The sequence below is a fragment of the Paenarthrobacter sp. 22069 genome, assembly GCF_052046035.1.
GTDB lineage: Bacteria > Actinomycetota > Actinomycetes > Actinomycetales > Micrococcaceae > Arthrobacter.
Map to the genome: position 1 here is coordinate 45,154 of NZ_JBQEQF010000023.1, position 22,346 is coordinate 67,499.

The 22,346-nt window shown below is 66.8% G+C and carries 17 protein-coding genes and 1 rRNA gene; 15 read left to right on the forward strand and 3 right to left on the reverse strand.

The window, feature by feature from the left end; genetic code table 11:
* The first annotated feature begins 1 nt into the window (after position 1).
* Positions 2-2,545, forward strand: a complete 2,544-nt coding sequence (pheT, locus tag ACTJK0_RS17565; RefSeq protein WP_440746063.1) for a phenylalanine--tRNA ligase subunit beta — start codon at positions 2-4, stop codon at positions 2,543-2,545.
* A gap of 78 nt (positions 2,546-2,623) precedes the next feature.
* Here the strand turns inward: pheT and ACTJK0_RS17570 are convergent, their stop codons facing one another.
* On the reverse strand, positions 2,624-3,589 hold the full coding sequence (locus ACTJK0_RS17570; RefSeq protein WP_110544876.1) for a quinone oxidoreductase family protein: 966 nt from the start codon (positions 3,587-3,589) through the stop codon (positions 2,624-2,626).
* Between the two features lie 150 nt (positions 3,590-3,739).
* On the opposite strand from ACTJK0_RS17570, the gene argC reads away from it, so the two are divergent.
* The 10 genes from argC to ACTJK0_RS17620 all read left to right on the forward strand — a co-directional run bounded on the left by argC (position 3,740) and on the right by ACTJK0_RS17620 (position 13,794).
* Positions 3,740-4,771 carry an N-acetyl-gamma-glutamyl-phosphate reductase gene (argC, locus tag ACTJK0_RS17575; RefSeq protein WP_440746064.1) on the forward strand — a complete coding sequence of 344 codons (1,032 nt, stop codon included), beginning with the start codon at positions 3,740-3,742 and terminating at the stop codon, positions 4,769-4,771.
* Positions 4,768-5,934: a bifunctional glutamate N-acetyltransferase/amino-acid acetyltransferase ArgJ gene (gene argJ, locus ACTJK0_RS17580; protein WP_440746065.1), complete on the forward strand. Its 1,167-nt coding sequence runs from the start codon at positions 4,768-4,770 to the stop codon at positions 5,932-5,934. The genes argC and argJ overlap by 4 nt, the downstream gene beginning before the upstream one ends.
* Positions 5,935-5,977: 43 nt before the next feature.
* Positions 5,978-6,937: an acetylglutamate kinase gene (argB, locus tag ACTJK0_RS17585; RefSeq protein ID WP_440746066.1), complete on the forward strand. Its 960-nt coding sequence runs from the start codon at positions 5,978-5,980 to the stop codon at positions 6,935-6,937.
* The gene (locus ACTJK0_RS17590) at positions 6,934-8,187 is read left to right on the forward strand and encodes an acetylornithine transaminase (RefSeq protein ID WP_440746067.1); all 1,254 of its coding nucleotides are present in this window, start codon (positions 6,934-6,936) and stop codon (positions 8,185-8,187) included. The genes argB and ACTJK0_RS17590 overlap by 4 nt, the downstream gene beginning before the upstream one ends.
* A complete protein-coding gene (argF, locus tag ACTJK0_RS17595; RefSeq protein WP_440746068.1) occupies positions 8,184-9,185 on the forward strand; it encodes an ornithine carbamoyltransferase in 1,002 nt (333 codons plus the stop codon). The genes ACTJK0_RS17590 and argF overlap by 4 nt, the downstream gene beginning before the upstream one ends.
* Complete coding sequence (locus ACTJK0_RS17600; protein ID WP_110544884.1) at positions 9,185-9,715, forward strand: arginine repressor; 531 nt, start codon at positions 9,185-9,187, stop codon at positions 9,713-9,715. Before argF ends, ACTJK0_RS17600 begins: the two co-directional genes overlap by 1 nt.
* 45 nt (positions 9,716-9,760) lie before the next feature.
* Positions 9,761-10,966 (forward strand): argininosuccinate synthase, encoded by a 1,206-nt coding sequence (locus ACTJK0_RS17605; RefSeq protein ID WP_110544885.1) that lies wholly within the window; start codon positions 9,761-9,763, stop codon positions 10,964-10,966.
* 5 nt (positions 10,967-10,971) lie between these two features.
* Positions 10,972-12,399: an argininosuccinate lyase gene (gene argH / locus ACTJK0_RS17610; RefSeq protein WP_440746069.1), complete on the forward strand. Its 1,428-nt coding sequence runs from the start codon at positions 10,972-10,974 to the stop codon at positions 12,397-12,399.
* Positions 12,400-12,469: 70 nt separating this feature from the next.
* Positions 12,470-13,018: a pyridoxine/pyridoxamine 5'-phosphate oxidase gene (locus ACTJK0_RS17615; protein ID WP_440746070.1), complete on the forward strand. Its 549-nt coding sequence runs from the start codon at positions 12,470-12,472 to the stop codon at positions 13,016-13,018.
* A gap of 38 nt (positions 13,019-13,056) precedes the next feature.
* Complete coding sequence (locus ACTJK0_RS17620; RefSeq protein WP_440746071.1) at positions 13,057-13,794, forward strand: maleylpyruvate isomerase family mycothiol-dependent enzyme; 738 nt, start codon at positions 13,057-13,059, stop codon at positions 13,792-13,794.
* A gap of 89 nt (positions 13,795-13,883) precedes the next feature.
* Here ACTJK0_RS17620 and ACTJK0_RS17625 read toward each other — a convergent pair whose 3' ends face one another.
* Together ACTJK0_RS17625 and ACTJK0_RS17630 are read right to left on the reverse strand one after the other, a co-directional pair.
* Complete coding sequence (locus ACTJK0_RS17625) at positions 13,884-14,378, reverse strand: methylated-DNA--[protein]-cysteine S-methyltransferase (protein WP_110544891.1); 495 nt, start codon at positions 14,376-14,378, stop codon at positions 13,884-13,886.
* Positions 14,375-15,868 carry an AlkA N-terminal domain-containing protein gene (locus ACTJK0_RS17630; protein WP_440746072.1) on the reverse strand — a complete coding sequence of 498 codons (1,494 nt, stop codon included), beginning with the start codon at positions 15,866-15,868 and terminating at the stop codon, positions 14,375-14,377. Before ACTJK0_RS17630 ends, ACTJK0_RS17625 begins: the two co-directional genes overlap by 4 nt.
* 128 nt (positions 15,869-15,996) lie before the next feature.
* On the opposite strand from ACTJK0_RS17630, the gene ACTJK0_RS17635 reads away from it, so the two are divergent.
* From ACTJK0_RS17635 to ACTJK0_RS17650, 4 genes are all read left to right on the forward strand, one after another.
* On the forward strand, positions 15,997-16,686 hold the full coding sequence (locus tag ACTJK0_RS17635) for a DNA-3-methyladenine glycosylase (protein ID WP_110544895.1): 690 nt from the start codon (positions 15,997-15,999) through the stop codon (positions 16,684-16,686).
* 51 nt (positions 16,687-16,737) lie between these two features.
* Positions 16,738-18,966 (forward strand): AAA family ATPase, encoded by a 2,229-nt coding sequence (locus tag ACTJK0_RS17640; RefSeq protein ID WP_110544897.1) that lies wholly within the window; start codon positions 16,738-16,740, stop codon positions 18,964-18,966.
* 34 nt (positions 18,967-19,000) lie between these two features.
* Positions 19,001-20,314 carry a tyrosine--tRNA ligase gene (gene tyrS / locus ACTJK0_RS17645; RefSeq protein WP_110544899.1) on the forward strand — a complete coding sequence of 438 codons (1,314 nt, stop codon included), beginning with the start codon at positions 19,001-19,003 and terminating at the stop codon, positions 20,312-20,314.
* Between the two features lie 495 nt (positions 20,315-20,809).
* Positions 20,810-22,331, forward strand: a 16S ribosomal RNA gene (locus ACTJK0_RS17650).
* The last annotated feature ends 15 nt before the right edge of the window (positions 22,332-22,346 follow it).

The following is a 22,346-nucleotide window of genomic DNA, read 5'->3' on the forward strand; positions in this document are numbered from 1 at the left end:
AGTGCGTATCCCACTTTCCTGGCTGCGTGAATTCGCGGCAGTACCGGCCGATGCAACGGCCGAAGACGTCATGGCCGAGCTGGTCAAGGTCGGTTTCGAGGAAGAAGCCGTCCACCGCCCCACGGACACCCTGCAGGGTCCCGTCGTGGTGGGCCAGGTCCTGAGCCTGGTCAAGGAACCCCAGACCAACGGCAAGACCATCAACTGGTGCCATGTCCGGGTTGTCCCCGAGGGACAGGAACAGACCCTTACCGGGGACGGTATCGACCCGTCCGGTGTCCAGGGCATCATCTGCGGTGCCCACAACTTCGTGGAGGGCGACAAGGTGGTGGTGACCCTGCCCGGCGCCGTGCTGCCCGGCGACTTCCGCATCTCGGCCCGAAAGACCTACGGCCACCTCTCGGCCGGCATGATTGCCTCCGTCCGCGAACTGGGCATCGGCGAGGACCACGACGGCATCCTGGTGCTGTCCCGCATCGGGCTGGACCCGGAAGTGGGCACCGACGCCATGGAGCTGCTGGGCCTGTACGACGAGGCCGCGGAAATCAACGTCACTCCCGACCGCGGCTACGCCTTCTCCATCCGTGGCGTGGCCCGGGAGTACGCCCACGCCACCGGTACGGCCTTCACGGACCCTGCCGGCAAGGTCCAGGCACCCGCGGAACTGTCCGGCGGGTACGGCGTCAAGCTCAATGATGATGCCCCCATTTACGGCAAGCCGGGCTGCGACCGCTTCGTGGCGCGCACCGTCCGCGGCGTGGATGCGACCAAGCCCACCCCGCCGTGGATGGTCTCGCGGCTTCGGCTGGCAGGCATCCGCTCCATCTCCCTGCCCGTGGACATCTCCAACTACGTCATGCTTGAGCTGGGCCAGCCCACACACTGCTACGACCTGGACACGCTCTCCGGCGACATCGTGGTGCGCCGCGCGGCCGCGGGGGAGAAGATCACCACCCTCGACGGCAAGGAACGCAGCCTTGACGCCGAGGACCTGCTCATCACCGACGACTCCGGTGCCATCGGCATCGCCGGCGTCATGGGCGGTGCGGCCACCGAGGTGGGCGATTCGACGTCGAACATCCTGGTGGAGGCGGCGCACTTCGACGAGGTGTCCATCGGACGCTCCAGGCGCCGGCACAAGCTGCCGTCCGAGGCATCCAAGCGGTTCGAACGCGGCGTGGACTGGCAGGTGGCCGGCATCGCCGCCCAGCGCGTGGTGGACCTCCTGGTGGAGCTCGCCGGCGGAACGGCCGACGACGCCGGCACCGACGTGGGCACCCCGCCGGAAACCATCACCATCGAACTGCCGGCAGGCTTCGCTGCGGCACGCATCGGCATCGACTTCACCGAGGAACAGATCGTCACCTCGCTCGAGGACCTGGGCGCGGTTGTGGTGAAGCACGACGGCGGCTGGACGGTGACACCGCCGAGCTGGCGCAGCGACCTGGAGACCAAAGAGGACCTGACCGAGGAAGTTGCCCGGCTGGTGGGCTACGACAAGATCCCCGCCACCCTGCCCGTGGCCCCGCCCGGCCGCGGCCTCACCCGCGTCCAGCAACAGCGCCGCCGCCTGATCCAGGCACTGGCAGACGCCGGCCTCACGGAAGTCCTGGCCTACCCGTTCGTCTCCAAAGCCGCCAACGACACCTTCGGAACCGCGGAAGAGGGTGCCGGCCGCAGTGCCGTCAAGCTGGCCAATCCCATCAGCGAAGAGCAGGGTTACCTGCGCACCTCCATCCTGCCGGGGCTGATCGAGGTGGCCAAGCGGAACCATTCACGCGGCTTCCGGGACCTCGCCCTGTTCGAATCCGGCCTCGTGTTCCTGCCGGGTGAAACCGTTGGGACCGCCTCCATCCCGCCGCTGGGCGTAAAGCCTGCCGATGAGGTGCTGGACGCGCTGTACGACGGCGTCCCTGACCAGCCGTTCCACCTTGCCGCGGTCCTCACCGGCCATGATTCGCCGGCTGCTGCGACGCACACCCCCCGGGCGTGGGACTGGGCCGACGCGCTCGATGTCGCCCGGCTCGCGGGCGACGTCCTCGGCGTCGACCTCGTGGTCACCCAGGGCCGGCACCAGGCTTTCCATCCCGGCCGCACGGCCCGCCTTGCCCTGCACACCGGGCAGACCGTCGGCTATGCGGGCGAACTGCACCCCAAGCTGCTCGCCGCCTCGGACATGCCTGCCCGTTCCGTCGCGCTGGAGATCAACGCTGACGCGCTGTTCGAGGCCGCACCGGATGTCATCGTGGCGCGGCACATTTCCACGTTCCCCGTGGCAACCCAGGACGTTGCACTCGTGGTTCCGTCCGAGGTTCCCGCCGACGACGTCCTCGCCGCGCTGCGTGAAGGCGCCGGTGAACTGCTGGAGGATGTGGCCCTGTTCGATGTCTACGCAGGAAAGGGCATCGAGGACGGCAAGAAGTCCCTGGCGTTCGGGCTCCGGTTCCGTGCCGCCGACCGTACGCTGACCGCCGACGAAGCCTCCGCAGCGCGCGAGAGCGCCGTTGCCCTGACCGCCGAACGCTTCGGAGCTGTCCAGCGCTGACTGGACGCTTCCGGAAGCCACAAGTCCCCGCAACCTTGAGTGGTTGCGGGGACTTTGTCGTTGGCCTGTAAGTACCTGTCAGGGCACCAGGAGGACCTTGCCCGTGGTCTTGCGGCCTTCCAGGTCCCGGTGCGCCTGGGCGGCCTGGCTCAGCGGATAGCGCGCACCGATCCGGACCTTCAGGCTGCCGTCGGCCGCGGCAGCAAAGACCTCGTCCGCGCGCCAGCGCCGCTCCGCAGCGTCCCGCAGGTAGTGGCCCATCGTGGGGCGGGTCAGGAACAGCGACCCGGCGGCATTGAGCCGTTGCGGATCGAACGGCGGCACCGGACCCGACGCCGCGCCGAACAGCACCAGCATGCCGCGCACCCGCAGCGCAGCCAGCGAGCCGTCGAAGGTATCCTTCCCCACGCCGTCGTACACCACATCAACGCCGGTCCCGCCGGTAAGTTCGCGCACGTGGTGCGGGAAGCCCTCGTAGCGCAGCACGTGGTCCGCCCCGGCCTCGAGGGCTAGGGCTTTCTTCTCATCGTTGGACACGGTGGTGATGACCCGCGCGCCCTTGGCTTTGAGCAACTGGATCAGGAGCAGACCCACACCCCCTGCGCCGGCGTGCAGCAACACCGTGTGCCCCGGTTCCACCTTGAACGTGGAGTTGATCAGGTAGTGGGCTGTGACACCCTGCAGGGGGAGGGCGGCGGCGGTGAAGACGTCCAGGCCCTTCGGTACGGGCAGCGCCGCATCCTCATCCACCAGCGCATAGTCGGCGTAGCAGCCGATGCCCTCGGCTGTGGCAATGCGGTCGCCCACCGCGAAGCCGGTCACGCCGTCGCCCACGGCCTCCACCGTGCCTGCCGCTTCCGTGCCGGGGACGAAGGGGTAGGGCACCTTGTAGGTGCCGCTGCGCTTGTAGGTGTCAATGAAGTTGACGCCGGCCGCCCCCACCCTGAACAGCAGCTGGCCCGGCCCGGGAACCGGAGTTTCAACCTCGGCGTAGTCAAGGACTTCCGGTCCGCCTGCCTGCCGTGCGACGATTGCGTGCGTCATGGCTCTCCTTTCGCGGGACCCGGAATCTCCGGCCCCGGCTGCCGGAACCATCGTAGGGACACCGGCACTCCTTACCCAAGAACCGGGAACCTCCCATTTCGATGCATAAATATCGGTAGGTATGCATAACTATTGCTGTATAGTCGGAGCATGACTATTTCTGTTGCGGTCTCGGGAGCCAGTGGCTACGCCGGGGGAGAAGTCCTCCGCCTCCTTGCCGGGCACCCCGGGGTGACCATCGGGGCCATTACCGCCCACAGCAATGCAGGATCCCGGCTCGGTGAACTCCAGCCGCACCTTCACGGACTGGCCAGCCGGATCCTGGAGGACACCACGGTGGAGAACCTCTCCGGCCACGATGTCGTGTTCCTCGCCCTGCCGCACGGTGCCTCCGGGGAGATTGCCGCCCAGCTGCCTGAGGGGACCCTCGTTATCGACGCCGGCGCCGACCACCGCCTGGAGGATCCGGCCGCCTGGGAGAAGTTCTACGGCTCCGCCCACGCCGGCACCTGGCCCTACGGGCTGCCGGAACTGCCCGGCCAGCGGGAGGCCCTCAAGGGCGCCAAGCGCATCGCCGTGCCCGGCTGCTACCCCACGTCTTCCCTCCTGGCCCTGGCCCCAGGGTTCGCCGCCCAGCTCCTGGAGCCCGACGACGTCGTGATCGTGTCCGCGTCCGGAACCTCCGGCGCCGGCAAGGCAGCCAAGGTCAACCTCATCGGCTCCGAAGTGATGGGCTCCATGAGCCCGTACGGCGTGGGCGGCGGACACCGGCACACGCCGGAAATCGAGCAGGGGCTCAGCAACGCCGCCGGCGAAAAGGTCTCCGTCTCCTTCACGCCTACACTGGCGCCGATGAGCCGCGGCATCCTGACCACGGCCACCGCGAAGGTCAAGGCCGGCACCACCGCTGCCCAGCTGCGGCAGGCCTGGATGGAAGCGTATGACGACGAGCCCTTCGTCCATGTGCTGCCGGAAGGCCAATGGCCCGCCACTAAGTCCGTCCAGGGATCCAATCACGCAGCCATGCAGCTGGTGTTCGACCCGCACGCGGGCCGCGTCATCGTCACCTGCGTGATCGACAACCTCACCAAGGGCACCGCCGGCGGCGCCGTACAGTCCATGAACATCGCACTCGGCCTGCCGGAAACCGCCGGCCTCAACCTCCAGGGAGTAGCCCCGTGACCATCACCGCCCCCATGGGATTCCGGGCGGCCGGCGTCACCGCCGGCCTCAAGGCCTCCGGCAACCCGGACCTGGCCCTGGTCGTCAACGACGGCCCGTCCAAGGCCGCCGCCGCCGTCTTCACCAGCAACCGGGTGGCAGCCGCCCCCGTGCACTGGTCCCGCCAGGTGGTCTCCGACGGCCGCGTGGACGCCGTCATCCTCAACTCCGGCGGAGCCAACGCCTGCACCGGCCCCACCGGTTTCCAGAACACCCACAGCACCGCGGAGAAAGTGGCCGAGGTGCTGGGCATCTCCGCCACCGACGTCTTCGTCTGCTCCACCGGCCTGATCGGCGAGCAGCTGCCCATGGACAAGATCCTGCCCGGCGTCGAGGCTGCTGCTGCGGCGCTCAGCACTGATGGCGGGCCTGCGGCCGGCACGGCGATCATGACCACCGACAGCGTCCCCAAGTCTGCCCTCTTCATCGGCAGCGACGCCGACGGCCAGGAATTCAGCATCGGCGGCATCGCCAAGGGTGCCGGCATGCTCGCCCCCGGCCTGGCCACCATGCTGGTGGTGCTCACCACCGATGCCAACGTGCAGCCGGAGCTGCTCGACGTCGTCCTCCGCGACGCCACCCGCGTCACCTTCGACCGTGCCGATTCGGACGGCTGCATGTCCACCAACGACACCGTGGTTTTGATGGCGTCCGGCGCCTCGGGAGCCGTGCCGTCAGCCGAAGCCTTCGGCGCCGGCCTCACCCGGGTCTGCGCCGAGCTGGCACGGAAATTGATCGCGGACGCCGAAGGCGCCAGCCACGACATCGCCATCCGTACGTTCAACGCCGCCAGCGAAGCCGACGCCGAAACCGTCAGCCGCTCCGTGGCCCGCTCCAACCTGTTCAAGGCCGCCATCTTCGGCAAGGATCCCAACTGGGGCCGGGTCCTGTCAGCCGTGGGCACCACGGACGCCGCTTTCGAAGCGGACAAGCTCAACGTGGCCATGAACGGCGTCCAAATCTGCCGCAACGGCAGCATCGGCGACGACCGGGGCCTGGTGGACCTGGAACCCCGCGAAGTGCTGGTGGAGATCGACCTGCAGGCAGGCGATGCGGAAGCCACCATCTGGACCAACGACCTCACCCACGACTACGTCCACGAAAACAGCGCCTACTCCAGCTAGGAGCCCAGCGCCCCAGGCACAGACCGCTGTGGAAAGTGACATCATGAACACCCAGACGCGCGAAAACACCAGCATGTCCGCCGCCCAGGACAAGGCCGCCACCCTGATCGAGGCACTGCCCTGGATCCAGCGGTTCGCGGGCACCACCATGGTGATCAAGTACGGCGGAAACGCCATGGTCAACGACGAGCTCCGCCGCGCCTTTGCCGAGGACATCGTCTTCCTCCACCATGTGGGCATCCACCCCGTGGTGGTGCACGGCGGCGGCCCGCAGATCAATTCCATGCTGGGCCGGCTGGGCATCGAATCCGAGTTCAAGGGCGGACTCCGCGTAACAACGCCCGAGGCCATGGACGTGGTCCGCATGGTCCTCACCGGCCAGGTGGGCCGCGAACTGGTGGGCCTGATCAACTCGCACGGCCCCTACGCGGTGGGCATGTCCGGCGAGGACGGCGGCCTCCTCCGCGCTGTCCGCACCGGGACCGTGGTGGACGGCGAGGACGTGGACCTCGGGCTGGTAGGCGAGGTGGTCGGCGTCGACCCCGCAGGCATTGTGGACATCCTCGCCGCCGGGCGGATCCCCGTGATCTCCACGGTGGCGCCGGAAATTGTCGACGGCGGTGACGGCGTGGCCGGGACCGCACGGTTCCAGCCCACGGGCCAGGTCCTGAACGTCAACGCCGACACCGCAGCGGCCGCGGTCGCCTCCGCGCTCGGCGCTTCCAAGCTGGTGATCCTGACCGATGTTGAGGGCCTCTACGCCAACTGGCCGGACAAGTCCTCGCTGATTTCGTCCCTCACGGCCTCGGAGCTGCGGCAGATGCTGCCCAGGCTCGAATCAGGGATGATCCCCAAGATGGCGGCCTGCCTCAAGGCCGTCGACGAGGGCGTCGAACAGGCACACATCGTGGACGGGCGCCTGGCCCACTCCATGCTTCTGGAAACATTTACGACGGCGGGCATCGGCACCCAGGTAGTCCCGGACGAGGAGATCAGCTCATGAATACCGTGGAAAAACCATCAGTGAACGAGCTGGTGGAAACCACCGGCCACGCCGGATCCGAGTGGCTGGCCCGCTACTCCAGCTCGCTGATGAACGTGTTCGGCACGCCGCAGCGGGTGCTGGTCCGCGGTGCCGGCTGCGTGGTGTGGGACGCCGACGGCAAAGAGTACCTCGACCTCCTGGGCGGCATTGCCGTCAACGCCCTGGGCCATGCCCACCCGTTCGTAACCTCTGTCATCAGCAGCCAGCTGGCCACCCTGGGCCACGTGTCCAACTTCTTCACCAGCCCCACGCAGGTGGCCCTGGCCGAAAAGCTCCTGTCGCTGGCCAACGCGCCGGCGGGATCCAAGGTGTTCTTCAGCAACTCCGGCACCGAAGCGAACGAGGCCGCCTTCAAGCTGGCCCGCCGCAACACCGGCGAGGGCGCCGCGAAGAAGACCAAAATCATTGCCCTCGAGGGGGCCTTCCATGGCCGGACCATGGGCGCCCTGGCGCTCACGGCCAAGGAGGCCTACCGGGCACCCTTCGAGCCGCTGCCCGGCGGCGTGGAGCACATCCCGTTCGGGGACATCGACGCGCTCAAGGCCGCGGTGGACGAAACCGTGGCCGCGGTCTTCCTCGAGCCCATCCAGGGTGAAGCAGGTGTACGCCCCCTTTCGGCGGAGTACCTCCGGGCAGCCCGGGAGCTGACAGCCAGGACCGGCGCCCTGCTCATCCTGGATGAGGTGCAGACCGGCATCGGCCGGACCGGCAAGTGGCTCGCCAGCGAAGACGCCGGAATCATGCCGGACGCCGTCACCCTGGCAAAGGGCCTCGGCGGCGGCTTCCCCATCGGTGCCCTGATCACCTTTGGCGAGCAGACGTCGTCGTTGCTCTCCGCCGGCCAGCACGGCACAACCTTCGGCGGCAACCCTGTTGCCACCGCTGCCGCCCTGGCAACCCTGCACGCACTGGAAAGCCAGAACGTGCTCGCAAACGCCGTCACGGTGGGGGAGCACCTGCGCTCCGGACTGGCCGCCCTGCCCGGCGTCACGGAGGTGCGCGGCGAAGGGCTCCTGATCGGCTTCGACCTCGACGCCGATGTTGCCCCCGCGGCAGTGCAGGCTGCCCTCGACGCGGGCTTCATCATCAACAGCCCCGGCCCGCGCACCATCCGCCTGGCCCCGCCGCTGATCCTCACCGCGGCCCAGGCTGACACCTTCCTCGCCGCTTTTCCGGCAATCCTCCAAGCAGCTAAGGACGCCCAGTGACTACCGCAACCCGGCATTTCCTCAAGGACACCGACCTCACCCCGGCTGAGCAGTCGGAAGTCCTGGAGCTCGCCGCCCGCATGAAGGCTGCCCCCTACAGCGTCCAGCCGTTCGCGGCGGAGGGCAGTGGCCGCAAGACCGTGGCCGTGATTTTCGATAAGACCTCCACCCGGACCCGCGTCTCCTTCGCCACCGGCATCGCCGACATGGGCGGCAACGCCCTCATCATCAACCCCGGCGAGGCGCAGATCGGGCACAAGGAATCCGTGGAGGACACCGCCAAGGTCCTGGAACGCATGGTCTCCACCATCGTGTGGCGTACGGGCGCGCACTCCGGCCTGGTGGCCATGGCCGCGAACTCCAAGGTCCCGGTCATCAACGCCCTGTGCGATGACTACCACCCCTGCCAGCTCCTGGCGGACCTGCTTGCCGTCAAGGAACACAAGGGCGAACTCAAGGGGCTCACCATGAGCTACCTGGGTGACGCTGCCAACAACATGGCCAACTCCTACCTGCTGGCCGGAGTCACGGCCGGCATGCACGTCCGCATCGCCGGCCCTGAAGGCTACCTGCCCGCTGCGGAGATCGTAGCGGCAGCGAAGGAGCGTGCTGCAGAAACCGGCGGCTCGGTCCTCATCACCACCGACGCCAAGGAGGCACTCCAGGGCGCGGACGTCGTGGCCACCGATACCTGGGTGTCCATGGGCCAGGAAGCCGAAAAGGAAGCCCGGATGCAGCTGTTCCGGGACTACTCCGTGGACTCCGCCGCCATGGCACTCACGGCGGATGACGCCGTCGTGCTCCACTGCCTGCCCGCCTACCGGGGCTACGAAATCTCAGCCGATGTGATTGACGGCCCGCAGTCGATCGTCTGGGACGAGGCGGAAAACCGCCTGCACGCCCAGAAGGCGCTGATGGCCTGGCTGATGCACCGGTCCGGCCTTGCGTTCGTCGAAGGCCTGTCGCCCGTCGAAGGTACCGGGGAGAGCACGTTCTAGTGTCCGCCCAGCCGTCCTCCCCGGGCAGCAGCCCCGCCACCAAGACGGCCCGGCAGGCGCGCATCACTGCGATCCTGACCGGGCAGTCCGTGCGTTCCCAGGCGGAGCTCGCGGCGTTGCTGGCGGACGACGGCGTGCAGGTCACCCAAGCCACGCTGTCCCGCGACCTGGTGGAGCTGGGCGCTGTCCGCGTCCGCGGCAAGGAAGGCGTCCTGGTCTACGCGGTCCCAGGTGAGGGGGGCGAACGGGCTGCCAAGAGCGGCGTGACCCAGGAGATCCTGGACGCCCGGCTCGCCCGGCTGTGCAGCGAACTGCTCGTCACGGCCGAAGCCTCGGCCAACATCGCTGTGCTGCGGACTCCGCCCGGGGCGGCAAACTTCCTGGCCCTGGCCATCGACCATTCGGTCATGCCGTCCATCCTGGGCACCATCGCCGGTGATGACACCGTCCTGCTGGTCTCACGCGATCCGCTCGGCGGCCCGGACCTCGCCGCCCGCTTCCTGCAAATGGCCGAGGAAGCCGGGCAATAAGCTTGAAGACAATCAATCAACAAACCCCAACAAGGAGCATCTAAAGTGACTGAACGCATTGTGCTGGCCTACTCCGGCGGCCTGGACACCTCCGTCGCCATCGGCTGGATCGGTGAAGCCACCGGTGCCGAGGTCATCGCCGTGGCGGTGGACGTCGGACAGGGCGGCGAATCGCTTGAAACCATCCGCCAGCGCGCCCTCGGCTGCGGCGCCGTGGAGGCCTACGTCGCCGACGCATCGGACGAGTTCGCCAACGAATACTGCGTGCCCACCCTGAAGGCCAACGCCCTCTACCAGGGCCACTACCCGCTGGTTTCCGCGATCTCCCGCCCGGTCATCGTCAAGCACCTGGTCAAGGCTGCCCGTGAGTTCGGCGCCACGACCGTTGCACACGGCTGCACCGGCAAGGGCAACGACCAGGTCCGCTTCGAAGTGGGCATCCAGACCCTCGGCCCGGACCTGAAGTGCATCGCACCGGTCCGCGACCTCGCCCTGACCCGCGACAAGGCCATCGCCTTCGCCGAGGAAAAGGGACTGCCCATCGAGACCACCAAGAAGAACCCGTACTCCATCGACCAGAATGTTTGGGGACGCGCCGTGGAAACCGGCTACCTCGAGGACATCTGGAACGCCCCCACCAAGGACATCTACGACTACACCGCCACACCGGAATTCCCACCGGCGCCGGATGAGGTCACCATCTCCTTCGAAGCCGGCGTGCCTGTGGCCATCGACGGCGTCAAGGTCACCCCGCTGCAGGCCATCAAGGAACTCAACCGCCGCGCCGGTGCGCAGGGCGTGGGCCGCATCGACGTCGTCGAGGACCGCCTGGTGGGCATCAAGTCCCGCGAAATCTACGAAGCCCCGGGCGCCATGGCGCTGATCACCGCGCACAAGCACCTCGAGGACATCACGGTGGAGCGCGAGCAGGCCCGCTTCAAGGCCACCGTTGGCCAGCGCTGGGCCGAGCTGGTGTACGACGGCCAGTGGTTCTCCCCGCTCAAGCGCTCCCTGGACGCCTTCATCGACGACACCCAGAAGTACGTCTCCGGCGACATCCGCATGACCCTGCACGGTGGCCAGGCCATCGTCAACGGCCGCCGCTCCGACACCTCGCTGTACGACTTCTCGCTGGCCACCTACGACACCGGCGACACCTTCGACCAGTCCCAGGCCAAGGGCTTCATCGAGCTGTGGGGCATGTCCGCCAAGGTCGCTTCCGGCCGCGACATCCGCGTCGCAGGGAAGTAGCCCGCGTGGCTGAGCAAAAAACGGAGGCAACCAACGCAGGTGCCCTGTGGGGCGGCCGGTTCGCCGGCGGCCCCGCCGACGCCCTGGCGGCGCTGAGTAAGTCCACGCACTTCGACTGGCGGCTGGCGCGCTACGACATTGCCGGTTCCAAGGCGCACGCCCGCGTGCTGCACAAGGCCGGGCTGCTGGACGACGCCGAGCTGGAAGGCATGCTCGCGGCCCTGACGCAGTTGGACGAGGACGTGGCGTCCGGCGCCTACCTGCCGGCCGAATCCGACGAGGATGTGCACGGCTCCCTGGAACGGGGCCTGATCGAGCGGGCGGGCGCCCAGCTGGGCGGCAAGCTCCGCGCCGGCCGCTCCCGCAACGACCAGGTGGCCACCCTGGGCCGGATGTTCCTGCGCGACCACGCCCGGATTATCGCCCGCGGTGTCCTGGCCACCGTGGACGCGCTGGTGGAGCAGGCCAAGGCGCACCATGGTGTTGCCATGCCAGGCCGCACCCACCTGCAGCACGCCCAGCCGGTCCTGCTCAGCCACCACCTCCTGGCCCACGCCTGGGCCCTGCTGCGCGATGTGCAGCGGCTCCTGGACTGGGACAAGCGCGCAGGGGTCTCGCCGTACGGTTCCGGTGCGCTGGCCGGGTCCTCGCTGGGCCTGGACCCGGAAGCAGTGGCCGCGGACCTCGGGTTCTTCTCCGCCGTGCACAACTCGATCGACGGCACTGCCTCCCGCGATGTCTTCGCCGAGTTCGCGTGGGTCTGCTCGATGATCGGCGTGGACCTGTCCCGCATCTCCGAGGAAGTCATCTTCTGGGCCACCAAGGAGTTCTCCTTCGTCACGCTGCATGATTCGTACTCCACGGGGTCCTCGATCATGCCGCAGAAGAAGAACCCGGACGTGGCCGAGCTGGCCCGCGGCAAGGCCGGGCGCCTGATCGGCAACCTGACCGGGCTGCTGGCCACGCTCAAGGGCCTGCCGCTGGCCTACAACCGCGACCTGCAGGAGGACAAGGAGCCGGTGTTCGACGCCGCGGACACCCTGGAGCTGCTGCTCCCGGCCGTGTCGGGCATGATCGCCACCCTGACGTTCAACACCGAGCGGATGGAATCCCTGGCTCCGCAGGGCTTCGCGCTGGCCACCGACATCGCAGAATGGCTGGTCCGCCAGGGCGTACCTTTCCGTGAGGCCCACGAACTGTCCGGTGCCGCCGTCAAGCAGGCGGAGTCCCGCGGCGTTGAACTGTGGGACCTGACGGACGAAGAGTACGCTGCGATCTCGGAGCACCTCACTCCCGAGGTCCGCACCGTCCTCTCCACTGAGGGATCGCTCAACAGCCGCAACTCCCAGGGCGGCACGGCACCGGCCGCCGTCGAACGCCAGCTGACCGCGCTCGAGGCGGAGCTTGCCGCCGTCCGCGAGTACGCCGGGTAGGAAACATTGTTGGCAGGGCCCCGGGGCATGTTCCCCCGGGGCCCTTGGCGTCTGTGGCTAGGCTGGGTCCATGAGCGAAACGTTCCGCAAGTTCCTTCGCACCCTGCCCGACTTCCCGTCCGACCTGCCCGGCTTCGAGCCGGAGAACGCGCCGCAGGACCCGGCACTGCTTTTCAAGCAGTGGCTCGATGAGGCCCTGGACGCGGGGGAGCAGCAGCCGCACGCCTTCAGCCTCGCCACGGTGGACACGGCTGATGGGGCGGCCCCGCAACCGTCCTCGCGGATGCTCATCCTGAAGAACATTGACGACGACGGCTGGCACTTCGCCACGTCCCGCACCTCGCGCAAGGGCCGGGAACTGACGGCCGCGCCCAAGGCCGCGATGAACTTCTACTGGCCCGCCCTGGGCCGGCAGGTCCGGCTGGCCGGCAACGTGGCCGAGCTCTCCGCCGAGGCCTCCAGCATTGACTGGCACGAACGGCCGCGCGCGGACGGCAGCGACAACCCAAACTGGCAGCTGTACGCACTGCAGCCCGTCGAGATCGAGTTCTGGCAGGCCAGCAACGACGGCCGGCATGTCCGCCACCGCGTCGGGCCGGACGGAACGCCGCTGGCATAGGCGCCGGGCCAGGCGGCTGCTCCGCTAGGCTGGGCCGCATGACCTCACCTTCCCCCGACGCCCTCCTCGCTGAACTGCACAAGGCAGCCGATGCGCTGTCCACCGCCATGGAGCGCATACCCGATGGTGGCGAAAAGGCACCGTCAACCCTTCCCGGCTGGAGCCGCGGCCACCTCATGGCCCACATCGCCGGCATCTGTGACGCCCTCGCCCGCCAGGTGGAGTACGGCCGCCAGGGCGAAAAGGTGGAGCTGTACGACGGCGGCGTGGAGGGGCGCAACCGGGCCATCGATCTCGCGGCCGGCCACAGCCTTGGGCAGCACCGGAAGGACGTAGCCACCGCGCTGCACCGGGTACTGGCCGCCTTTGACGCGCTGGACCGGGACGAGTGGAAGACGCCCATCGCGTTCCGGGACGGCGTGATTTTCGACGCCGGGCTGGCGCTCTGGCGGGAACTCGTCATCCACACCGCCGATTTGGACGCCGGCACCGGACCTGAGGTCTGGAGCAGGGAGTTCTGCTCACACCTCTTCGACTTCCTGGCCGCCCGCCTTCCCACGGAAAGCCGGCTTGTCCTGCAGCCGGTGGCACTTCCGCCAGTGACCCTCGGTGCCGGCGGCAGCACCGTCGTCGTCAGCGGCATGGTCACCGACATCGCCGCGTGGCTCGCGGGCCGGCAGCCCTCGCTGGACAGCCTCCGCGCCACCGCCGCCGGGGACGGCACCGACCTCCCGGCCCTGCTGCCCTGGCCGTCGGCCATGCCGGACCCCAAGTAGCGATTCGTTGCTCCATCACTTGTGGCCCCTAAACCGGGGTTCTAGGGACCACAAGTGATGGAGCAACCCAGGGGCAGGGGAGGGAGCGGTCAGGCGGCCTCGCGGGCCAGCAGGCTCTCCTTGATGCGCAGCCCCCAGCGGAAACCGCCCAGGGAGCCGTCGGTCCGGATCACCCGGTGGCACGGAACGAACAGGGCCGCGGCATTGAAGGCGCAGGCGCTGGCGGCAGCCCGGACCGCCTTCGGGTTCCCGGCCAGCGCGGCATACTCGCTGTAGGTGACGGGGGCGCCGGGCTTGACCTGGCGGAGGACATCCCAGGCGTGCGTACGGAACGGGCCGGACTGCTGGCGGACTGGCACGGCCATGGCCGGAGCGGGATCGCCGGAATAGAAGGCCTCGACGGCGGCTGAGATTCCGCCAAGGTCCGCCACCTCTTCCACGGCGTCGGGACGCAGCGCGGGATGGACCTGTCCGGCCAGTTCCGGGAGGCCGGCTGTCCAGCCCGAGGCCAGGACCACGCCGTCCCTGGCAAGGATGGTGAACGGGCCGTCCGGCGTGGACAGCTGCAGGAGTTGTGCTTTCATGGCATCCCTTTCACGGGAACAGCAGGTTTGGGAGCGGGCTTGGCAGCGGCCCGCCAGAGGTGCATGGTGGCGTAGGAGCGCCACGGGCTGGTTTCGCGGAAGTCCGGGCTGAGCGCGTTGCCACCATTATCGAGGGCGCGGATCCCGTTGCGCACGGCGGCGTCGTTGGCAAGGAAAATGTCCGGGGCGCCCAGGACACGCATGGCGACGTACCCCACGGTCCAGGGCCCGACGCCGGGGAGCGGCAGAAGTGCCGCGGTGAGGCTTGGGAGGTCGTCGCCATAGCCGAAGTCCAGGCGCCCGTCGTCCATGGCCTCCGCAGCATGCAGCAGCGACTCTGTCCGGCGCTTTGGTCCGCGAAGCAGGTATCCTCCAGCTGCGATTTCCGCCGGAGTGGGAAACAGACGGTCCAGGCCGTCGCCGGGGGCACTGGCGGGACTGCCCGCCGCGGACAGCTGGGTCAAGGCTGTCCTGGCTGCCGCCACCGTGATCTGCTGGCCCACCATCGCCCGGATCAGCAGCTCCTGCGGATCCACTGAGCCCGGCATCCGCACCCCCGGTGCCTCGCGGACTGAGGCAGCCAGCCTGGGATCGCCCGCGAGTGTGCCATCGATCGCTTCCGGGTCCGCGTCGAGGTCGAACAGCCTGCGGACCCGGCTGAGCAATGCCGGAAGGTCGCGGAGGTCCACCGCGCCGATGGTGAGGGTCAACGGCCGCTCCCGGCTGCCGTCGTCGTACTCCACCCTAAAGCGGGCGTCCCCGTGGGGCAGCCGCAGTGTGCGCGCGTAGGAGGTGGCCGTCCCTTCCTCGATCCCGGGGATGGCACGCACGGCAAGGAATGAGAAGATGCCCGGATCAAAGGGTGGCCGGTAGGGCAGGCCCAGCACCAATGCCGTCGTGCCGCCAGCCGTTGCGGCGCCCCCGGCCGCCCCGTGCCGGACCGTCCTGCGCAGTGCCGTTGGCGTCATGTCGAATACCTCGGCGATGGTCTCGTTGAATTGTCTGACGCTGCTGAAGCCTGCCGCGAAGGCGACGTCAGCGAGTTTCATCGATGTTGAAACCAACAGGGTGCGTGCCGTCTGGGCCCTCGCGGCACGGGCCAGCGATAGGGGACCGGCACCAAGCTCCTGCCCCAGGATCCGGTTGAGCTGGCGCGGCGAATAGCCCAGGCGGGCGGCGAGACCGGACACCCCGTCCCGGTTGATCACGCCGTCGTTGATCAGGCGCATGGCCCGGCCCGCTACGTCCTGCCGCACGTTCCACGCCGGAGTCCCCGCAACCGCCTCCGGCAGGCACCGCTTGCAGGCGCGGTAGCCGGCCTCATGGGCCGCTGCGGACGTCTCGTAGAAGGTCACGTTGGACGGTTTGGGCGTCCGGGCCGGGCAGGAGGGACGGCAGTAGATTCCCGTGGTGCGGACGGCGGTAAAGAACTGGCCGTCGAACCGGGGGTCGCGGGCATCGATTGCCCGGTAGCGCTGCCAGAAGTCCATTCCTCCATCCTGCCAGCCGCCGCGCCCTGCTTCTAGCGGAAATCGGACATGGCCGTGGGTGCGGAAAATTCCCTGCCGGCGCCTTCGCTACACAGGTGAAACCCGCAGCATCTGGGTAAGGTCAAGCAATGAACCAAAGCACTGGGGCAATGGAACGTCTGCGCGGATTCCTGTCCGCAGATGCCCGCGAACTGGCCCCGAAGCTGCTCGGCGCCGTGCTGACCCACGAGTCCCGGGATGGCGCCGTGTCCGTCCGGCTCACCGAGGTGGAGGCCTATATGGGCCCCGAGGACTCCCTGCACCCGGATCCCGGCTCGCACACGTACCGCGGCCCCACGCCCCGCAACGCCCCCATGTTCGGTCCCGCCGGGCACCTCTATGTGTACTTCACCTACGGCATGCACCACTGCACCAACATTGTCTGCGGCCCGGACGGCGTCGCGTCCGCCCTGCTGCTGCGGGCTGGGGAGATCGTGGACGGCATCGAGCTGGCACAACGGCGCCGCCCAACGTCGAAAAGTCCCGCCGACCTGGCCAGCGGTCCGGCCCGGCTGGCCAAAGCGCTTGGATTGACGACGGCGGACAGCGGCCGGGACGCCCTGGCGCCGCCCTTCGCGCTGGAGCTTCCCGCCGGCACCAGCGGGCCGGTCAGTTCCGGTCCGCGGGTGGGCGTGGCAGGCGCCGGGGGATCGGAGGAATACGCCTGGCGCTTCTGGCTCACCGGTGATCCCACCGTTTCCAAGTACAAGGCGGCCAAGCCCCGGCTCCGCAGGCAGCAGGCCGGTGCGCCGCCTTCTGCAACGTTTCACCGGCGTTAACGGAAATGGTTGTAGAATGGACGGTCTGTCTTTCGCGATAGGGGAACGTTAATGCACGACGCCGAATTGGCCCACGAACGGAAGTATGTAGCCGGCCTGTACGCCCGGCTGGAGGAACTCCGGGAGGAGAAGCGCCGCCAACTGGCGCAGGTCCGTCGTGCCGGAGCCGTGGGCACCATGCAGAACGTTTCGGAACGTGACGCGTTTGCCGCACTGTATGAGGACCGCCTGGCGCAGCTGGATGCGGTGGATGACCGGCTGGTCTTTGGCCGCCTGGACCTGGACTCCGGTGAAGCCCAGTACATCGGCCGTATCGGTTTGACCACCGAGGACCTGCAGCGGCTGATGGTGGACTGGCGTGCCCCCGAGGCCGGCCACTTCTACCAGGCCACGGCCTTCGACCGGCAGGGCGTCCGACGCCGCCGGCACCTGATCCTGCAGGGGCGTGACGTCAAGGCCATCGAGGATGACGTCCTGGACGCGGACATGCTGACCGAGGACGACTCGCTGCAGGGCGAGGGCGCCCTGCTGGCCGCATTGAACTCCAAGCGCACCGGCCGCATGTCGGACATCGTCAGCACCATCCAGTCCGAGCAGGACCGCATCATCCGGTCCTCCATTTCCGGCGCCGTCGTGGTGCAGGGTGGGCCGGGCACGGGTAAGACGGCAGTTGCCCTGCATCGTGCCGCTTACCTCCTCTACACCCACCGTGACCGCCTCAAGAGTGCAGGCGTGCTGCTGGTGGGGCCGTCGTCGTCGTTCATGAAGTACATCGAGCGCGTGCTGCCCTCCCTTGGTGAGACCGGCGTGGTCATGGCCAGCCTCGGCCGGCTCATGCCGGGTATTAACGCCGTCCCCGAAACAGACGCGGACGTTGCAGCCATCAAGGGGCGGCTGGACATGGCAGCCATCGTGGCCAACGCCGTCTCCAACCGCATGCGCGTTCCCCCGCAGAACCGGATCCTCGAGGTGGACGGGCGCAAGCTCACCCTGACGCCGCGGCAGGTCCGGCGCGCCCGCGAACGGGCCCGCGCCACCGGCAAGCCGTACAACGAGGCCCGCGTGACGTTCGTGAAGATCCTGCTGCGCGAACTGACTGAACAGATGACCGAGCTCGTCGAAGCCGGAAACCTCGGCAACAACGCAGACCGCTCGTACCTCGCAGAGGACGTCCGCACTGCCCGAGACGTGCGGATCGCGCTGAACCTGTGCTGGATGCCTATGACCCCGGAGAAGCTGATCTCCGATCTGTTCAGCAAGCCGGAAATCCTGGAATTCTGCACCCCCAACCTCACGCCTGCCGAACGGGCACTGCTGCAGCGTCCCGCGGACGCCCCGTGGACCGAGTCCGACGTCCCGCTGCTGGATGAGGCTGCCGAACTGCTTGGCGAGCTGGATCCCGCTGCAGGGCGGGGGCTGGCGCAGCAGGAACACGACCGTGCCCGGGACCTGGCCAACGCGAAGCAAACCCTGGTCAACATGCAGGCAGCGGGCGTGGACCCGCTGATGTCTGCAGAGGAGCTTGCCGAGCAAAACCAGGAACAGGAAGGCCGGCAGACCGCGGCCGAGCGGGCCACCAGTGACCGTACGTGGGCCTTCGGGCACATCGTGGTGGACGAAGCGCAGGAACTTTCGCCCATGCAGTGGCGGCTGCTGGTGCGCCGGTGCCCGCTGAAGTCCTTCACCATCGTGGGGGATATCGCGCAGACCAGCTCGGTGGCCGGCGCCAACTCCTGGCAGGGTGCGCTTGCTCCCATGTTCGGGGACCGCTGGCAGCTGGAGGAGCTCACTGTCAACTACCGCACGCCGTCGCAGATCGCCGAAGCTGCCGTCCGGATGGCCAATGCAGCGGGCCTGGTGGTCTCCGCCCCCAAGGCCGTCCGTGAAGGGCGCTGGGCGCCCATCATCGACGAAGTGGCGGACGGCGGCATCGTGGACCGGCTGGTGGAGACGCTGCCGGAGGAACTTGAAGCGCTCGACGGCGGCCTGCTCGCCGTGATTGCCGATGGTGACCTCCTCCCTGCGGCCACGGCCGCGCTCCGCGGCGTGTACGGGCGCAGGATCGGGACGGGTGCCGGCAGCTACGAGCAGGACATCGTGGTCATCAGCCCCCGTGAGGCAAAGGGCCTGGAGTTCGACGGCGTCGTCGTCCTGGAGCCGTCCGTGATGCTCAACCACGAACACGGCAAGGTGGGGGACCTGTATGTGGCAATGACCCGCGCCACGCAGCGGCTGCGGCTGATTGCCTCGCAGCCCGTGCCCGCCGGGATCGCCGGCTGACAGGGCCTTCGGCCTTACTGCTAACTTAGGAAGCGTGCCAGAACTGAACAACCTCGAACCGCAGCGCAACGACCCCACTTTCGCCAACATTTGGCAGGAACTGAAGTGGCGTGGGCTGGTCCATGTCTCCACCGACGAAGCGGAGCTCGAAAAGCTCCTCGCCAACGGGCCGGTCACGTACTATTGCGGCTTCGACCCCACCGCGCCGAGCCTCCACCTAGGGAACCTGGTGCAGCTGCTGGTGATGCGGCGGCTCCAGCTGGCCGGACACAAACCGCTGGGGTTGGTGGGCGGCTCCACCGGCATGATCGGCGATCCCCGGCCGACGGCGGAACGCACTTTGAACACCAAGGACACGGTGGCCGAATGGGTTGGCTACCTCCAGGCCCAGGTGCAGCGCTTCCTCAGCTTCGAAGGGGATAACGCTGCCAGGATGGTGAACAACCTGGACTGGACGGCGCCCCTGAGCGCCATCGACTTCCTGCGTGAAGTGGGCAAGCACTTCCGCGTGGGCACCATGCTGCGCAAGGACGCCGTGGCATCGCGGCTGAACTCGGATGAAGGCATCAGCTACACCGAGTTCAGCTACCAGATCCTGCAGGGCATGGACTACCTGCAGCTCTACCGCGACTACGGCTGCGTCCTGCAGACCGGCGGCTCGGACCAGTGGGGCAACCTCACCAGCGGTACCGAACTGATCCGCAAAGTGGAGGGCAAGAGTGTCCACGCCCTTGGCACGCCGCTGATCACCAACTCGGACGGAACCAAGTTCGGCAAGAGCGAAGGCAACGCCATCTGGCTCGACGCCGGCATGTGCAGCCCCTACGCCTTCTACCAGTTCTGGCTCAACACGGCCGACGCGGACGTGGTGGACCGGCTCAAAGTGTTCACCTTCCTCACGCGTGCCGAGATTGACCAGTTTGCTGCGTCGGTGGCAGAGCGTCCGTTCGCCCGTGAAGGGCAGCGGAAGCTGGCCTTCGAAGTGACCGCCCTGGTGCACGGTGTGGAAGCCACGGAAAAGGTCATCGCCGCTTCGGCTGCGCTTTTCGGCAACGGAGACCTGACTGCCCTGGACAAGGCAACGCTGCAGGCGGCCACCTCTGAACTTCCCTCCACCACTGTGCAGGTGGATGCGATGGGGATCGTGGACCTGCTGGTGGCCTCCGGCCTTTCCGAAAGCAAGTCCGCCGCCCGGCGCACTGTTGGTGAGGGCGGTGCCTACGTGAACAATGAGAAAGTGTCGGACCCTGAAGCGGTGATCTCCGAGTCGGAGCTCCTGCACGGCCAGTACCTGCTCCTGCGCCGGGGCAAGAAGAACCTGGCAACAGTGGAAGTGTTGGTTCCCTAGCACCTTCGAGTCCTGCATGCACGCCTTTCGGCAGCCGATTTGCACGGCTGCTGGAGGGCGTGTATTGTTTTCTGAGTCGCCGCCGCTGAGTGGTGACAAACCCCCAACTGATAAGAAGCAATTCTTAGCGCGCTCCGCATGGAGGCAGAGAAATTGCTTCGCATTTTGCTGGGCGGATTCATTCCACCGAGTGAATTCCGGGAAAACAGCCGGATTTGCAAAAGTGAATATGAATGAAATAAGATAAAAACATCGCAGCGAAGAAATACGGAATAGAAATTCTTTTGTGAATTGGTCCGGGAATATTCGAATGTGTCTGTTGTTTGAGAACTCAATAGTGTGCCAAGTTTGTTGATACCGATTATGTATGTAATTGGTTGAATTTGCCGAATCGTGCCGCCCCTGTGGTGTGGTTTGGTGTTTTTGGCTGGTTTCAAATTTTGTGCAGCCTGGTTCCGCGTTATTTCCGTGGTGCTTGGTTGTGTCTGTTTGTTTTCAACGGAGAGTTTGATCCTGGCTCAGGATGAACGCTGGCGGCGTGCTTAACACATGCAAGTCGAACGATGATGCCCACTTGTGGGTGGATTAGTGGCGAACGGGTGAGTAACACGTGAGTAACCTGCCCTTGACTCTGGGATAAGCCTGGGAAACTGGGTCTAATACCGGATATGACCTTCCATCGCATGGTGGTTGGTGGAAAGCTTTTGTGGTTTTGGATGGACTCGCGGCCTATCAGCTTGTTGGTGGGGTAATGGCCTACCAAGGCGACGACGGGTAGCCGGCCTGAGAGGGTGACCGGCCACACTGGGACTGAGACACGGCCCAGACTCCTACGGGAGGCAGCAGTGGGGAATATTGCACAATGGGCGCAAGCCTGATGCAGCGACGCCGCGTGAGGGATGACGGCCTTCGGGTTGTAAACCTCTTTCAGTAGGGAAGAAGCGAAAGTGACGGTACCTGCAGAAGAAGCGCCGGCTAACTACGTGCCAGCAGCCGCGGTAATACGTAGGGCGCAAGCGTTATCCGGAATTATTGGGCGTAAAGAGCTCGTAGGCGGTTTGTCGCGTCTGCCGTGAAAGTCCGGGGCTCAACTCCGGATCTGCGGTGGGTACGGGCAGACTAGAGTGATGTAGGGGAGACTGGAATTCCTGGTGTAGCGGTGAAATGCGCAGATATCAGGAGGAACACCGATGGCGAAGGCAGGTCTCTGGGCATTAACTGACGCTGAGGAGCGAAAGCATGGGGAGCGAACAGGATTAGATACCCTGGTAGTCCATGCCGTAAACGTTGGGCACTAGGTGTGGGGGACATTCCACGTTTTCCGCGCCGTAGCTAACGCATTAAGTGCCCCGCCTGGGGAGTACGGCCGCAAGGCTAAAACTCAAAGGAATTGACGGGGGCCCGCACAAGCGGCGGAGCATGCGGATTAATTCGATGCAACGCGAAGAACCTTACCAAGGCTTGACATGAACCGGAAAGACCTGGAAACAGGTGCCCCGCTTGCGGTCGGTTTACAGGTGGTGCATGGTTGTCGTCAGCTCGTGTCGTGAGATGTTGGGTTAAGTCCCGCAACGAGCGCAACCCTCGTTCTATGTTGCCAGCACGTGATGGTGGGGACTCATAGGAGACTGCCGGGGTCAACTCGGAGGAAGGTGGGGACGACGTCAAATCATCATGCCCCTTATGTCTTGGGCTTCACGCATGCTACAATGGCCGGTACAAAGGGTTGCGATACTGTGAGGTGGAGCTAATCCCAAAAAGCCGGTCTCAGTTCGGATTGGGGTCTGCAACTCGACCCCATGAAGTCGGAGTCGCTAGTAATCGCAGATCAGCAACGCTGCGGTGAATACGTTCCCGGGCCTTGTACACACCGCCCGTCAAGTCACGAAAGTTGGTAACACCCGAAGCCGGTGGCCTAACCCCTTGTGGGAGGGAGCTGTCGAAGGTGGGACTGGCGATTGGGACTAAGTCGTAACAAGGTAGCCGTACCGGAAGGTGCGGCTGGATCACCTCCTTTCTAAGGAGCACCTAC

Bases quoted from the DNA above. Each gene is read 5' to 3' on its own strand.
- ACTJK0_RS17570 (WP_110544876.1), bottom strand. From the start codon at position 3,589: ATGACGCACGCAATCGTCGCACGGCAGGCAGGCGGACCGGAAGTCCTT.
- argC (WP_440746064.1), top strand. From the start codon at position 3,740: ATGACTATTTCTGTTGCGGTCTCGGGAGCCAGTGGCTACGCCGGGGGA.
- argB (WP_440746066.1), top strand. From the start codon at position 5,978: ATGAACACCCAGACGCGCGAAAACACCAGCATGTCCGCCGCCCAGGAC.
- ACTJK0_RS17590 (WP_440746067.1), top strand. From the start codon at position 6,934: ATGAATACCGTGGAAAAACCATCAGTGAACGAGCTGGTGGAAACCACC.
- ACTJK0_RS17615 (WP_440746070.1), top strand. From the start codon at position 12,470: ATGAGCGAAACGTTCCGCAAGTTCCTTCGCACCCTGCCCGACTTCCCG.
- ACTJK0_RS17620 (WP_440746071.1), top strand. From the start codon at position 13,057: ATGACCTCACCTTCCCCCGACGCCCTCCTCGCTGAACTGCACAAGGCA.
- ACTJK0_RS17625 (WP_110544891.1), bottom strand. From the start codon at position 14,378: ATGAAAGCACAACTCCTGCAGCTGTCCACGCCGGACGGCCCGTTCACC.
- ACTJK0_RS17630 (WP_440746072.1), bottom strand. From the start codon at position 15,868: ATGGACTTCTGGCAGCGCTACCGGGCAATCGATGCCCGCGACCCCCGG.
- ACTJK0_RS17635 (WP_110544895.1), top strand. From the start codon at position 15,997: ATGAACCAAAGCACTGGGGCAATGGAACGTCTGCGCGGATTCCTGTCC.
- ACTJK0_RS17640 (WP_110544897.1), top strand. From the start codon at position 16,738: ATGCACGACGCCGAATTGGCCCACGAACGGAAGTATGTAGCCGGCCTG.